This window comes from Salinigranum salinum, from assembly GCF_009176545.1.
Classification (GTDB): Archaea; Halobacteriota; Halobacteria; order Halobacteriales; family Haloferacaceae; genus Salinigranum; species Salinigranum salinum.
Genome location: NZ_VTOJ01000003.1, coordinates 44,159 through 57,814, shown reverse-complemented (window position 1 = coordinate 57,814; position 13,656 = coordinate 44,159). Strand labels below are relative to the sequence as shown.

Below are 13,656 nucleotides of genomic sequence, written 5' to 3'. Positions count from 1 at the left end.
ATCATGAGTAAGGACAATAGTCGTCGACCTATCGAGATCTCGTTCCCGATTGAGGAAGTCAACGAAATCGCATCGAAGGAAGGCCACGCCAAGCGGTACTACCGGCCAGTGTATACGATGCACAAGTACTGGGCTAGGCGGCTGGGATCAGTTTTTCGCACTATGCTCCTTTATTCCCTTGCTGAGGATGAGATTCATATCAAGGAGAACGGTCAGGAGAGCTTCGAGGAGTTGCCAGATGTCGACTGGGATAATCCAGAGGCGTTGTGGGACTACTACCTGGAAGATGTCGACTTTGACGGGAAAACAGTTCTCGACCCGTTCATGGGCGGTGGAACCACCATTGTCGAGGCCCTGCGCATGGGCTGCAACGTCATCGGCAGTGACCTGAACCCTGTTGCTTGGTTCACGGTGAAAAAGGAGATAGAACCTGTCGACATCGATGACCTGCAGGAAGCCTATGACGAGATCTATGAGTCAGTCGGTGAGGAGATTCTTGAGTACTACCAGACGCCGTGTCCGGACTGCGATGACATGGCGGATGCGATGTACTATTTCTGGGTGAAAGAGATTGAGTGCCTGAACTGCGGCCACGATGTGCCCTTGTTCAAGGGCTACTACTTCGCTGACTCACGTTCTTCCAAAGATAGCTATAAGAACGTTCTCTGCCCGGATTGCTGGACCGTCCAGCAAACGGACGACCACAGTACTGAGACGAAATGCGTGAACGAGGACTGCGGTAATAAGTTCATGCCGAAGGAAGGAACTGCTTCAGGCCAGAACTATACCTGTCCTGATTGCGGTGTCCGGAGCAAGATCATCGACGCCACGAAACGGTTCGGAAAACCGGACTCCCAGATGTACGCGGTGGAGTACTACTGCAGGTCTTGTGACAATAAAGGATACAAAGACCCGGTGGATCACGACCTTGAGCTCTACGAAAAAGCAAGCCAAGAGTTGGAGGAAGAATGGGATGAACTTCCAATCCCAAAGCAGGACAGGTACCAGGGCAGTAGTGACCGTGCTTGGAACCACGGCTACCACAAGTACCACCAGATGTTCAACGACCGGCAGCTGCTCCTGCTGAGCCGGCTTCTTGACGAAATAGACGACATTGACGATCAGAACGTGAAGGAGTTCCTGCTCACCACATTCTCCGCGATGCTGGAGTCGAACAATATGTTCTGCATGTACAACCGCGTGGCGAACAAGCTTGAACCCATATACAACTACAATACGATTATCGCCCGTCACACACCTGTTGAAGGCAATATCTGGGGAAGCGACTACGGCCGTGGCACATTCAGAGGGATGTTCGATAAGACGAAGGCTGCGAAGGAGTGGTGTCAGAGTCCGGTCGAGAAGTACATCGACGAGGACGGCAATTCACAGGACAAGCAGATGCAGACTCCGGTAGAGGGTGTCCTTGTGGACGATGCCTCTGACCTTGGAGAAGGGGGGAATGCCTTCCTCCGCTGTGGTACCTCTGAATACCTACCCATTGAGGACGAATCAGTAGATGCGATCATCACGGATCCTCCGTACTACGACAACGAGATGTACGCCGAGCTCTCCGACTTCTACTACGTATGGCTTCACGAGGTTCTCAGCGACACCTACGACCACTTCCAAGGGGAACGCACTCCGAAGAAGAGCGAGGCTGTCGTCGACCCTGCAAAAGACGTCGAGGACAAGAGAACCGAGGAGCACTACATCGAGACCCTGACCAACGTCTTCAACGAATCCCATCGGAAGCTGACCGACGACGGTATCATGGCCTTCACCTTCCACCACAAAGAGACCGAGGCCTGGGGTTCAACCCTTCAGTCCGTCTTGGATGCTGACTTCTACATCAGCGCTCTCTACCCTGTGAACAGCGAGACTCGGGGGGGAACAAGGCACGGCAGAGCAACCGTCGACTACGACACCATCATCGTCTGCAGGAAACGCCAAGAAGACCCTGAGGAAGTTTCGTGGAAGTCGCTTGAGGACGATATCTACTTCCGGGCAGAGGACGAAATCGATCGACTGGAGCAAGCAGGTCGCCGTTTGACCGGCGGAGATATCTTCGTGGTAGCGATGGGTAAGTGTCTAGAGATCTTCTCCAAACATTATCCCAACGTCACCCGTGACGGAGAACAGATGGATGTCGTCGAGGCCGTAGACGCCATCAAAGAAATCGTCGACGAGCAACTGCTCGAAGAACGTTTCCAGATCCTCAGCGAGGAAATGGATCCTCTCAGCGCAGTCTACCTGACCCATATCTTGGGCAGGGGAGAAGAGCTCTCATTCAACGCCCTGAACAAGGATCTTCGGCAGAGAGGGGTCGATGTGGCCGAACTGGTTCACGAAAATCTGCTGGAACAGCAAGGAGACGACCTTGTCATCCTGAGTCCACTTGAACGGGCCGATCGCTTGGAAAACAAGAACGAACCGCTGTCTATCGACAAGGCTCACTACCTGTACTATCTCTTTGAGACCGATCAGTTAGCGAAGAAGTTTGGGAAATGGACTGATGGGGGAGCGATCAACGCACTTCGCAGGCTCTCGGAAATTGAGGGAGAAGATGACTACGATGATATCGCTGAGTACGTGAAGGAGCAATCGGATACCCAGTTGGAGATCGAAGACTTCAGCTGAAGAAGCATCGGCCAGCAAAGGCCTTGATTTCCACTTAACTTTATACCATCTGCCAGATTACGAGCGGTTAGAATCTGATGAACTTCGATATCGGCTATCACGTCGTCGGTGAAGAGGCCTTAGACGACGGAGATGAATTTGATGAACGCATGAGTGTGGTTGAGTTTCTTCGTCGTGTAGACGATATGGACGACCTCCCTTACGATATCGCGGTAGTCGGTCTCGATAGCTATCTTCGAGGGGCGGAGGATCCAGAAGAGATCAGCGAGTTTATCCACGATATCCTCTCTGAGCGCGTGAACTTTCTGTTGGCGAATAATCCCAGGGTGCAGTTCGTGGTGGACAACGTAGAGTACTGGGATGAACCTGTACTGCCTGACGGCGACGAGAGAATCCAACTGAACACAATCTTCCGAGGAAGCCTTGAACAGATGGGGCCGGGATGGTATTCCAGCAACCTGAACGTCACTTCATAGAAATGGACCTCAACGTTCTGTGGCGGTTTTGTGCCGTCACTCTGCGATTGTTTAGGTAATCGGCCGGGGCAACTGCTATGAAGGAAGTATTATAGTCAATCGTGGTCTACGCTCCGGTCGTGACAGAGTCTGTATTTCCGTTCCCAGGAGGTAAATCATATCTGGCCCCCTGGATCATCGAACATTTCCCTGCGCACAAGTGCTACGTTGAGGTATTCGGCGGAAGTGGAGCAGTACTGGTCAACAAGCCCGAGAGCCACACCGAGGTCTACAACGATCTAGACGGCGATCTGGTCCAGTTCTTCGAAATACTGCGGGAGCGGGAAGAAGAACTCGTCGAGTGGTTGGACCTGACTCCATATGCAAGAGAGCAGCATCAGGAATGGAAAGAGGCGTTCTACTCCGGCGAAAGGCCTGACGACCCGATTGAGCGAGCAGGGCGATTCTTCTACCTCCGGTACTCCCAGTACGCTGCAAAGTACCGGACAGCTTCCGGGTTCGCAGGAGCACATCAAAGAAACAAGGCCCGGAAACTGAGGAACGCCACGGAGAAACTCCACGGGTTCGCTGACCGGTTCAAGAACGTTCAAATCGAGAATCTCGATTACGCCGAAGTAATTGATCGGTACGATAGCGGGGATACATTCTTCTACTGCGACCCGCCCTACCTCGACGAAGGAGACGCTCTGTATCGCCACGAGGGCGACTTTGACCACGAACGGTTCGTCGATACCCTGACCGAAACCGAGGGCAAGTGGGCAGTTTCCTACCAGCGAGTCCCTGAGGGCCTACAGGACTACATCATTGTAGAGAAAGGACGTTCCCAGTTCATGAATAAACAGCACGACAACGAGACTCGTTCAACAGAGGTCACGGAACGTCTCATCCTCAACTACGATCTTGATGATGCCGGTCAGTTCGAAACCGACGATACCCAGCAGACCACGCTGGACGGCCTCAACGACGACGAGTAAATACAGATGTTTTATTCCACGTTCAAGTCGGCTCTATCAAGCACTTTCTTAAGTCCATCCTCTAGCTCTGAGGCCTGCAAGATCTTGATTTCAGAATCCGATTGCTCCTCAAGTGAAGCGGTTTTCTTGTCGAGATCCTGGACGACGAGAAGCCCGTTCCACCCGCTCCCGAAGTAATTCTCCTCACCATCGTCCCCACCGAAGGCGAACTCATCATCAACCCTGAGGAAGGCGAGATATTCAAGGGCCTCTTTGATCCCGGTTCTTATCGTGCCAGTGTTCGTACTGTTCTTGACCTCGGTGATGAGGTATTCGTAGGTATGAGAGTCGGAGTTACGGATTTCGAGGACTATGACGTCAGGCCGATTGGTATAATTCTGAAAATCTCTATCAAAATATTGGCATGAGATATCGTACGCGACCTCCTGCACCTTCTCACTGCGGGATAGAGCGCGCTCCGAGATCTCTTCCTCGGTGACAAAGGAAAGATTCCGATCTGTGGCTGCTTGGTCGTAGTACAGCACCAGTTCAGGGTCGCCGGTGAACGTTGCGACTTCTTTCCTCCCCGCTCGAACCGGCTTGAATCGCGCCTGTTGGCTACGAACGGACTCCAAGACGGAGACAAACCGGAACAGAACGTATAGCTCGAACAGAGTCTCGTCATCGTCGGGTGTGATCGCCGTGTTATTCAACAGGTCCTTGATCTCTCCCTTTTCCCCGGCAACTAGAGCGGCATGGGTACGGAGGAGGTCTGCTGCTTCTTGGTAAATAGGCTGACGGGAGCTCTCTGCAGCGATTAGCATCCGCTCCGTGGGTTCGTAATTCTCGGGGGAGCGGATCCTTCGGACGTGAACATTCCGCTCCACTATTTGCTTCAGTTCATCGATGAGCTCTTCCTCTCCTCGCCACGTGTCCTGCGCCCATGCATACTCATGTTTGATGTACTCCTCTGCTTGGTCTATGGTCTCGTATATTATCGATATCAACCGTTTCAGCACTAGATTCTCAGGTGTGTCGTAGTCCTCAGAACGGTTATCACAGACGAACAACGAGTTATCCGAGGGGTTCTGGGAGTAGCGTTTCTTCATCGTCGCCCCCCAGTTGATGTGGCCGTCTACAGCACCCCTCCGAGTGCGAGAAACAGTCTTCGTCTCGGTGCTGATACTTCTCAGTCGCTTCGGGAGTTTCCTGACGAACTCCACGACATCACTCTTCAACACGAAGTGGAGGTTGAGTAGCAAGCGGTAGTCCTCAAACCGTTCATTGAGGTCCTCTGGTTTGATCTCGCGGGCGATTTGATACTCCTCGAACGACCCGGCCATTACGTAGGAGACGATATCCTGGCTTAGCTGGTCGATGATTGTTTCTCTATTCATCGTCTTCGAAGGACACTTGGAGTATCTCCCTGGCTGCCTCCATGATTCTCTCCTCGTTGACCTCTGGCGAGTTCTTGATGCTGTTGACGATTTGCCGGCGTTCAGGAACTCCCTCCAGCTGCGGGAAAATGTAGCTAATCACTGCGTTCGTCAGACGGTACTCTAATTCCGTATCAGAGCTGGGATACTGTGTTATCGTGGCGAGGATATCCTGTACGATAGCCGGGCCTATCGCCCGGGCGTCGACCGAGTTGTTGGTATTCCTCCAGACCCGGCCAACCGCGATCTGTTCTTCAGAGTCAGCATCTATCCCATCCCAAGTGGATACGTACTCCGACATGAGATCTCGTAGGAGTTCCTCTTCGTCCGGATCATCCTCTTCCGGAAGCTCTGGGACATCGATGGGAATGAAGGAAAACCGCCGCATGAAGGCATAACTCATCTCATACAGAGAGGTCTTGTCGTAGGTATTCATTGTGGCAAAGATGACCCAAGACTCCGGTACAGCGTACTGGTGAGATCTCGGTAGTTCCTCCAGCAGGTCGGAGGAGACTATCTCAACCTCCTTGTTGTCTTTTGTGTATGGGAGCTGGACGGATTGACCTGATAGGACTGTGAAAAGCTGTCCGAACGCTTTGTCGATATCAGCTCGGTTTAGCTCGTCGATTACAAGCGGCTCGTTCCGTTGAGTCTCAGTTTCCCGGTCTTTGTACCGGTTAAGGATAATCCCTGGAGAGAAGGATAGACCTCCGTCCGTATCCTCGTCTTCTTCAGGCATGTAGCCTCCGACCGTGTCGAAGGTCGACCAGTCAGAGGTAGCCGTCGTCATCTGTGATCCGGAATACAGCCACCAATATCGTTCAGCCAGTGCATTGACTACACGTCTTGCGATTTCGGTCTTCCCTGTCCCTGGTGGCCCTGTGAGGATAACGTGTTTTCCAGCGTGCAACGCAGCCTCGATTTGGTCAAGAATCTCTTTATCGCCGTCAGGGAAATGAAGGCCTTTCAGCAGTTCGGCATCTATGGACCCCGAGAACTCGGAGTAAATGTTCACAGGCGGTGCTTCACGGAGACTGGAGGCCATCTCTCGGATTAAGGCCTTGGGACGAACCGTTTCAGTGGATCCGTCGTCGTATGTGAAGGCAGCCAGTGGTTCTTCATCCGGCATCCGATCATCGAAAACGTTGTGGCATATACTGTGGGCCTTCGAGACTTCGAGTAAATCCGTGGTCAGTGCTTCTAATTCTTCCTCCTGTGCGGAATCCTCTTTGTCTGAGGTCTCCGTTCCTAGGTTGAGGTTGATGTTCTCGATTTGGCCAGTATAGAACACCCGGTCGAACCTTGCCACATACTCGAAGCTCTCGGCGTCTTCCGGTTCCTCCCACCACCAGTCGTCTTCCTTGACGTACTTCTCTCCGAGTATGGCAGCTCCGATTAGGCCTTCAGACTGGTCAGAAAGATCAGTATTCGCTGGTTCGGTCAGTGAGTAGAATAGTACGACATCCCCCGGAGAAATCTCCTCCCAGTGTTCCTGGTTGTCCTGTATAAAGGGGAGTATGTTGTAGCGGGCGGAGGTCCACCATCGATCCGGTGGCGCGGAGAATGAGTACACCGAGACCGTGGGTTCGCTTTCTTCAAGGTATGCAATGAGAGGATGATCCGACTTTTCGTCCTCTTCCAGCAATTCTTCAATCTTGGTTTCCTCGTCTCTCCAGACGCTCTCGATCTCCTCCAATATCGGGTCAAGATACCTCCGCTGATATCCCTCACTGCCCGGATCCCGGTCTTCCCAAAGTTCTCCTCGGAATTTGTCTTGAACCGTGTCCAGAGTGTTCCCCAAGTCATCAGCAACAACCTGTTGAGCCATCTCTCGCCGTTTTTCAGTAGACCGATCTCGCGGAGTTCCTTCGAGAAAGACATCCACAACCCGTTCAATCGTCTGTGCCCGGGAGCCGTTATCCCGCCATCCATCTGGAAGGAACTCGTGTAGAAGAGTACGGATCTTGATCAGCCGGTCTCGCATTTCGATAGCTTCACCGACGCGATCTGGCTGTGCAACGATGACTGTTTCACCGCCAAGGCCTGCAGTCGCTCTTTGTTGAGTAGTCAGTCCCTCGGATATGGCCCTACCTATGGTCTCTGATTGAACTTGGAGAGGAGATACTGAGCCGTATTCTTCGTGGAGATCATCGTCCCAAAATGCGAAGACCTCGTGGTGTTCGTGATATCCGCCGAGCATCGTTAGGTATCCCCCTGAGCGGTCAGGAGCAGCATGGTCTTCGTCGCCACCTTCGTGGGCAGGGAGTCGTACGTTGACTTTAAATTCCTCTTCGCGTCCTGAAGGGACGAGGTTGTATAGATAGAGCCTGACTTTCGATGGAAGCGGATCTTTTAGATGTAGCTCAAGCGGTCTGTTTTCAACAGAGCTATGCCACTTGACCGAATCACCAAGAGATCCAATTAGTAGTTCCCGTATCTCGGATAGATCTAGACTGCTTCCAATCATCTCTACTTCGGGCATTTCTCCGCACTTCTCTGCCACATGGAATAAGTGTATTCCACGACACTATCTAAACCTCCAGTTTACAAGCCCCTAACGTGACTCAAATCTGGATAATCAGGGTATTCCGCCCGTGTTCAAATCCAGAAAACCTACGATTTCCGGAAATAGACGGGCTGAAGGTCCTATCAGATGTCGATAAATAGGCCTTATAACTCTTTTTTCGAAACAATGGCACCATTTTGAAATTACTTTCGGGGAAAATTTTTGGTTACGCTTTTATAACTAGGCTGGCAAAAATCTGCTGGCAACAGATAATCCGTGATAATCGCGTCCTCGGCGCCCGATTCGTCCCTCAAGAAGTCGAGCATCGCGACGCCGAGATCAACCACTTCTCCAGCGTCCTCGAACCAATCACAAACGGTGAACCCACCGAGACTGCCATGGTCACCGGAGCCAGCGGGACCGGGAAGACCTGTATCTCGCAGTTTGTCACGGAACGATTGCGTGAAGAAACCCTCGAAGTGGAGGCAACATACGTCAACTGCTGGCCTAACTACGCTCCGTTTCCTACACTCTACCAGATCCTCGATGACCTCGGCGCGACGATCCACATCCACCGACGGTCGACACCCCCCCATCGACTGCCTCCAGCAACATGACGGGCCTCGAACCGTCGTCATCCTCGACGAGGTCGATCAACTCGAAAATCCAAGCGTCATTTACGACCTCCACAGCCTCCCGCAGTTCGCGATCATGCTTCGCGAACAAAGAAAAGAGCTGTTCGGCCGCGTCGACTAACATCTCGTGAGTCGCTTGCGCTCCAGCGAACACGGTCCGGATGGACAAGTACCACGACGAGCGGCTGTACGACATTCTGAGCGGTCGTGCGAAGTGGGGTCTAACGAGGACGATATCTTCGACGAGCAGCTCTCTCGCATCGCCGATGTGGCCGCCGGTGACGCCCGTCTCGCTATCAGTATTCTCGGATTTGCGGGTAGCTGGGCTGGGCGAGAGAAAAACTAGTGTTGAGATGGTTTCCTTAGATTCGACTGAGATTTCTCGGTCATAGACTAATCTATCCCTATCTCCCCTCACTTGTATTGGCAGACAACTACGGCGGTTTCTGATTATAGCAGATGGTCTGTTTGAGTCCAGTTGAATGGGGGCTTCTGCTGGGACCAATCAGACCGCGAGACGGTCACAGACAACCTGCCTCACAGGTGTCCGCAGCAAACGTCTCTGCCAGTTCAACCACGTCGTAGACGTGAATCCCGGTTTTGAACCACAGGACTCGACCAGCCGCCTGGCCGAACTCCTCGCCCGCACAGTCCAGTCGCTCCGAGACGGCCAGCACGAAATTCTCGGCCTTCACCTCTCGAATCTTCGCTAACTTCGAATCCAGATATTCGGGTGTCCAGAAGCCGACGATCTCGAAGATCGCTCGCCGCCCGTCAGGATGTTCGATTGCGAAGTCGGGGATCATCACCTCGGCACCGAGGTCAAACACGTCGTCCTCACGCACGAGTTCCCACTCGGTATTTGCCCGCTCCCACTTCTGAGCTAGCGTCCGTTCGACGTCACTATCGAAGCGCTCACCAGCACTGTAGTGTGATCCGAGTCCCTCTGTGTGGTCGAGTGTGAACCGTCGCGTCTCGCCTGTCGTCTCGTCGACGAGGATTTTAGCGTTCATCTCCCACCGCTCACAGAGGGGCAATGCCGGGAGGAAGTTCGCCATTCGGATGCCGTACTTCCGGGACTGGGAAAACAGCGATGCTGGCCCGTCCAGCACGGCTTCGTAGCCGGCCGCGAGATCCGTACTCGCGATGCGTTCACCCTCGGCGTCGATCGGATAGAAACGGTGCATCAGCCCGAACAGTTTCACGTAGCTGAACACCGTCCCGAAGTGGTCCCACACGCGAATCCGCATCTCGGTCGCGTCGTACAGCACCGCCTGGGCGAGCGCGAGGTTGTAGCGGGTCAGCAACCAGTCGACCGTGAGGTCGGTGTGTTCGTAGTCTCCGGCACTACTGCCGGTCAGCGCCGTCGTGGACGTCGACGCCCCGTTCTCACCGGCATACTGTTCCGCGGTTCGCGTCCCGATCCGAACGAGTCGCTTGTTATCCTCCAGATCGGCGTACATCCCGCGATAGCAGTCTTCGAGCGAGATACCCAACCCATCGGCGACTGCACTGTACACCTCCAGTTTCTGCGTGTCCTCACCAAGCGTGGGCTGGCGGACGATGGGATAGCGCTCGTTCGCTTTCTCGAAGAGCCGCCGACGTATCTCGCGGGGCTCGGCTGGCGCGACCATCTCGAACTCACACTCGTCTGTGAGGAGCTTCGCGAGCCCCTGGACGATCTTGTAGTCGGTATCTGCGACGGTCAGCTCGTCGATCGCGGCCTCGAGATCACCCTTCGGTTCCTCCAGGTGTTCCTGAAACAGTCTGATGAGTTCTCGGGCGGTTTCTCGGTACCGTTCCTCGTTGGGATCGATGAATAGCGGCGTGACCGTCTCGTCGGTTGTCCGCGAGCGGGCGAGGTTAGCCGTCAGCACTGGCACTCACCCCTTCCCGTCGCCGCTGGGAGACGTACGTCTCCATTGTGTCGGCCGTAATAATCTCGTAGAGTCGGGCTGGCTGGCGGTCATCGGTCGGTCGGAGGATCCGGCCGAGTCGCTGGGCATACTGGCGCTTCGAGGCGCTCCCCGAGAGGATGATCCCGACGTTGGCGGCTGGCACGTCGATCCCTTCGTCGAGGACCTGTGAGGTGACGAGTATCGAGTACTCGCCGGTGCGGAACCGCTCGAGGATCTCGGTGCGTTCGTCAGTCTTGGTCTGGTGGGTGATACAGGGGACGATGAACTCTTGAGAGATGTCGTAGGCGAAGTCGTTGTTGGCGGTGAAGATGATCGTCCGATCGTCGTGGTGGCGTTTGAGCAAGTTGTCGAGCGTATCGAGTTTCTTGTGTGCCGTCCGAGCGATTCGTTCGGCGCGCTGCTTCGCGATGAGCGCTCGACGGCCCTGGGGATCGTAGGAGGTGCGTTTGAGGAACTCCGCGTAGCCTTCCTCCTTCCAGAGGTCGAACTCGTGGCTGTCGACGTAGTCGCGATAGATCTGGTACTCCTCATCGTACTCGGAGCGCTCGTCGGGAGTGAGATTGACCGACATGTGGATCGTCTCGTACTCACTGAGGTACTCCCCCGCGAGTTCGTCGACGTCCTCCCGATAGACGACGGGGCCGATGAGGTCCTCTAGCAGTTCGTGTTTGCCGTCGGGCCGCTCGTACGTCGCGGTCAACCCGAGCCGATAGGGGGCGATGGTCATCTCGGGAATCTGCTGGTAGGTCGGTGCTGGGAGGTGGTGTTCCTCGTCGACGACAAGCAGGCCGAATTGGTCCCCGTACTCGTTGATGTAGCGGTAGGCGCTGTCGTAGGTCGTAACCGTGATGGCGGTCACATCGTGGCTGCCTCCGCCGAGGACGCCAATCGGTTCTGCAAGTTGGTCACCGAACGCATTGGTAAGCGTGGCGTGCCACTGGTTCATCAGATCGATCGTCGGGGTGACGACGAGAGCACTGACGCCGGCGTCGGCGATCGCCTGCAAGCCGAGGAAGGTCTTCCCGCTGCCCGTCGGGAGGATGACGCTACCCCGCCGGCCGTGGTCGATCCAGGCGTCGAGCGCGGCCTGTTGGTAGTCACGCGGTTCGATGTGGAGCGCTGGTGTGAGATCAAGGGCCGGGTAGGCCCTGGCAGCATCTTCGACGGAGTCGACGAAGCCGTTGCGGAGCGTTGCCTGGTTGTCGCTGCCCGTCAATGCCCCGGCCCATTCGAGGAGAGCTTGATACCGATAGGCCTGTGTCCGATACTCGTCGACGCGGTCGTCCCACTCCGCATGGGGGACGTTATCCGGCGCGTCCCGGAGGAGGAGTGTTCCGTCGTCGAATTCGATCCGCATTCGCTACGACGGTACACGCGACCCGTCAGATTCAATCTGTGGGTTGACCACTTGTCCTGCCCGTCTGTTGTGGCCTGCCGATTCACTGTGCTGTCTGCCCGACTCAGTCAGTATCGGTATACCGCTCTTACCACGGTACGTTTTAGCATGCGCTCGTGCTATCGCTTGATATGTCCTTCAGCGCGAGGTGGCACACGCTCTTGGAGGAATGCGAGGCGCTCCCGGAGGGAGCCACACTCAGGACGCCACTCTCGGACATTCGATTTTGCATCACCGATGTCCAGGAGCACCGCATCATCATCGAACTCGCCGAGTCTGGTGAGTCTCGTCCCCTCCACCGCGAACAGTTCGAAACGCTCTATCAGCGGCTCACGGAGACGGCCGATGCGTTCGAACTTGACCGCTTGCCACCGGACGCCGATCCATATCCCGCCGTGTTGAGCCTCCATCCCCGATTCGACATCGACGAGCGAGCGGGCACGATCACCGAAACTGACGAGCCAACGTCCACACAGCTCGTCGACACCGCCCACGAGTCGACCAGTGGTGATGGTCCAGAGCGAACTGAACCGGAGGATCTCGAGCTCTATGGCGATGCCCTCCTCCTGCTCGATGCGCTCGAACGTCACGCTGTATCGGATCTCACCACGTTAGATACCCCAGCCCTCGTGAATCTCTACACGCTGCTGTCGGACGTTCAGCGTGGCGCTGACGATCTTCGTCAGCGGGTCTCCGACGTGCTCTTGGATCGAATCCACGACGACCAACCCACGTACGGCCAGTACGGGTCGGTCCAGCGGACGTCACGGCGCCGGCGCACGCTCAAGGATGAGGAAGAGGTCCTCGCGGCACTGGAAACGGCTGGCATTCCCCGTGAGCGCATTCTGGGTGTTGACCGCGAGAAGGTCGACGAAGCGCTCGACGTGACGGACCTCTCCGAGTCGGATGTCTACGATATCGACGAGCGGGTGTATGTCCGGAAAGCGGAGGTCGATGAAGACGTGAAGGAATCCCGGCTGCAGGGATTGAAAGATCGGCTTGCAGGCACCGAAGGTGACGACGGTGATGCACTCCGTCACGAGATTGAGGAACTGGAGGCCCGTATCGACGAGCTCACGAGTTTTCGGACGGGTGCGGAGGTACAGTGAGCGATGACGGCCTATCGATTCCGCGTGAAACTCGCGGCAGACCCCAGAGGTCTCTGGCGCGATATCGTGATCGGAGGTGACCGTCCACTCACAGCGTTTCAGGCGACGATCAACGAGGCTGTTGGGCTGAATCAGGAGCACCTCTGGTTTTTCGGGACTGACGAGGACTACTGGGAGAGTCCGGTGAAATACCAGCGTCCCGAAGAGTACGAAGACCTCCCGAGCGGTGGCCCGATGGCGCGCGACGAAACGGTCTACAACGCTGCGGAGACGACGATTGCTGACGTGATCACGCGGCTGGATCTCGACGTACGTGACCGGATCTGCTATCTGTTCGATTATGGTTCGGAGTGGCGCTTCTACGCGATTCTCAAAGACGTCATGGATGAGGAGCCGAGTGACAGACCCCCTGCGGTAACGAACGAGAAGGGTGATCCAGTCGTTCAGTATCCACCTCCGGATGAGGACCCACGGTACCAGTAACGACCGGTAGCTCGAGTGGTTCTGCTGTTCGGGGAATGCGTGTGGAACGCTGCTCTACGGCCATCCCTCCCGTTAAGTATTGTACTCCCCGAGTCTCTGCGTA

At 55.2% G+C, this 13,656-nt stretch carries 9 protein-coding genes and 1 pseudogene; 6 read left to right on the top strand and 4 right to left on the bottom strand.

Translation table 11 applies throughout. From position 1 onward, the window contains the following. The first annotated feature begins 3 nt into the window (after nucleotides 1–3). The 3 genes from FZP69_RS21675 (at nucleotide 4) to FZP69_RS21665 (ending at nucleotide 4,090) form a co-directional block, all read left to right on the top strand. A complete protein-coding gene (locus FZP69_RS21675; protein WP_152043509.1) occupies nucleotides 4–2,640 on the top strand; it encodes a DUF1156 domain-containing protein in 2,637 nt (878 codons plus the stop codon). Between the two features lie 77 nt (nucleotides 2,641–2,717). Continuing rightward, complete coding sequence (locus tag FZP69_RS21670; RefSeq protein ID WP_152043508.1) at nucleotides 2,718–3,116, top strand: hypothetical protein; 399 nt, start codon at nucleotides 2,718–2,720, stop codon at nucleotides 3,114–3,116. Nucleotides 3,117–3,235: 119 nt separating this feature from the next. Further along, the gene (locus FZP69_RS21665) at nucleotides 3,236–4,090 is read left to right on the top strand and encodes a DNA adenine methylase (RefSeq protein ID WP_152043538.1); all 855 of its coding nucleotides are present in this window, start codon (nucleotides 3,236–3,238) and stop codon (nucleotides 4,088–4,090) included. An 11-nt stretch (nucleotides 4,091–4,101) separates the two neighbouring features. Here the strand turns inward: FZP69_RS21665 and FZP69_RS21660 are convergent, their stop codons facing one another. Both FZP69_RS21660 and FZP69_RS21655 read right to left on the bottom strand, forming a co-directional pair. Beyond that, the gene (locus tag FZP69_RS21660) at nucleotides 4,102–5,466 is read right to left on the bottom strand and encodes a hypothetical protein (protein ID WP_152043507.1); all 1,365 of its coding nucleotides are present in this window, start codon (nucleotides 5,464–5,466) and stop codon (nucleotides 4,102–4,104) included. Further along, nucleotides 5,459–7,987, bottom strand: a complete 2,529-nt coding sequence (locus FZP69_RS21655; RefSeq protein WP_240137804.1) for an AAA family ATPase — start codon at nucleotides 7,985–7,987, stop codon at nucleotides 5,459–5,461. Before FZP69_RS21655 ends, FZP69_RS21660 begins: the two co-directional genes overlap by 8 nt. Before the next feature lie 293 nt (nucleotides 7,988–8,280). Between FZP69_RS21655 and FZP69_RS23135 the strand changes: the two are divergent. Next, nucleotides 8,281–8,989, top strand: a pseudogene (locus tag FZP69_RS23135) (Cdc6/Cdc18 family protein); the annotation flags it as partial. 178 nt (nucleotides 8,990–9,167) lie between these two features. On the opposite strand, the gene FZP69_RS21645 reads toward FZP69_RS23135, so the two are convergent. Together FZP69_RS21645 and FZP69_RS21640 are read right to left on the bottom strand one after the other, a co-directional pair. Beyond that, nucleotides 9,168–10,523, bottom strand: coding sequence for a DUF790 family protein (locus FZP69_RS21645; protein ID WP_152043506.1), 1,356 nt, complete (start codon nucleotides 10,521–10,523; stop codon nucleotides 9,168–9,170). Further along, entirely contained in the window at nucleotides 10,510–11,922 is a 1,413-nt protein-coding gene (locus FZP69_RS21640; RefSeq protein WP_152043505.1) for a DEAD/DEAH box helicase family protein, read from the bottom strand. The genes FZP69_RS21645 and FZP69_RS21640 overlap by 14 nt, the downstream gene beginning before the upstream one ends. A gap of 170 nt (nucleotides 11,923–12,092) precedes the next feature. Here FZP69_RS21640 and FZP69_RS21635 point away from each other — a divergent pair, with 170 nt between their 5' ends. Next, complete coding sequence (locus tag FZP69_RS21635) at nucleotides 12,093–13,070, top strand: hypothetical protein (RefSeq protein ID WP_152043504.1); 978 nt, start codon at nucleotides 12,093–12,095, stop codon at nucleotides 13,068–13,070. Nucleotides 13,071–13,073: 3 nt separating this feature from the next. Next, nucleotides 13,074–13,553 carry an IS1096 element passenger TnpR family protein gene (locus tag FZP69_RS21630; protein ID WP_152043503.1) on the top strand — a complete coding sequence of 160 codons (480 nt, stop codon included), beginning with the start codon at nucleotides 13,074–13,076 and terminating at the stop codon, nucleotides 13,551–13,553. Nucleotides 13,554–13,656 lie beyond the last annotated feature (103 nt).

Bases quoted from the DNA above. Each gene is read 5' to 3' on its own strand.
- FZP69_RS21640 (WP_152043505.1), bottom strand. From the start codon at position 11,922: ATGCGGATCGAATTCGACGACGGAACACTCCTCCTCCGGGACGCGCCG.
- FZP69_RS21630 (WP_152043503.1), top strand. From the start codon at position 13,074: ATGACGGCCTATCGATTCCGCGTGAAACTCGCGGCAGACCCCAGAGGT.
- FZP69_RS21655 (WP_240137804.1), bottom strand. From the start codon at position 7,987: ATGCCCGAAGTAGAGATGATTGGAAGCAGTCTAGATCTATCCGAGATA.
- FZP69_RS21660 (WP_152043507.1), bottom strand. From the start codon at position 5,466: ATGAATAGAGAAACAATCATCGACCAGCTAAGCCAGGATATCGTCTCC.
- FZP69_RS21675 (WP_152043509.1), top strand. From the start codon at position 4: ATGAGTAAGGACAATAGTCGTCGACCTATCGAGATCTCGTTCCCGATT.
- FZP69_RS21670 (WP_152043508.1), top strand. From the start codon at position 2,718: ATGAACTTCGATATCGGCTATCACGTCGTCGGTGAAGAGGCCTTAGAC.
- FZP69_RS21635 (WP_152043504.1), top strand. From the start codon at position 12,093: ATGTCCTTCAGCGCGAGGTGGCACACGCTCTTGGAGGAATGCGAGGCG.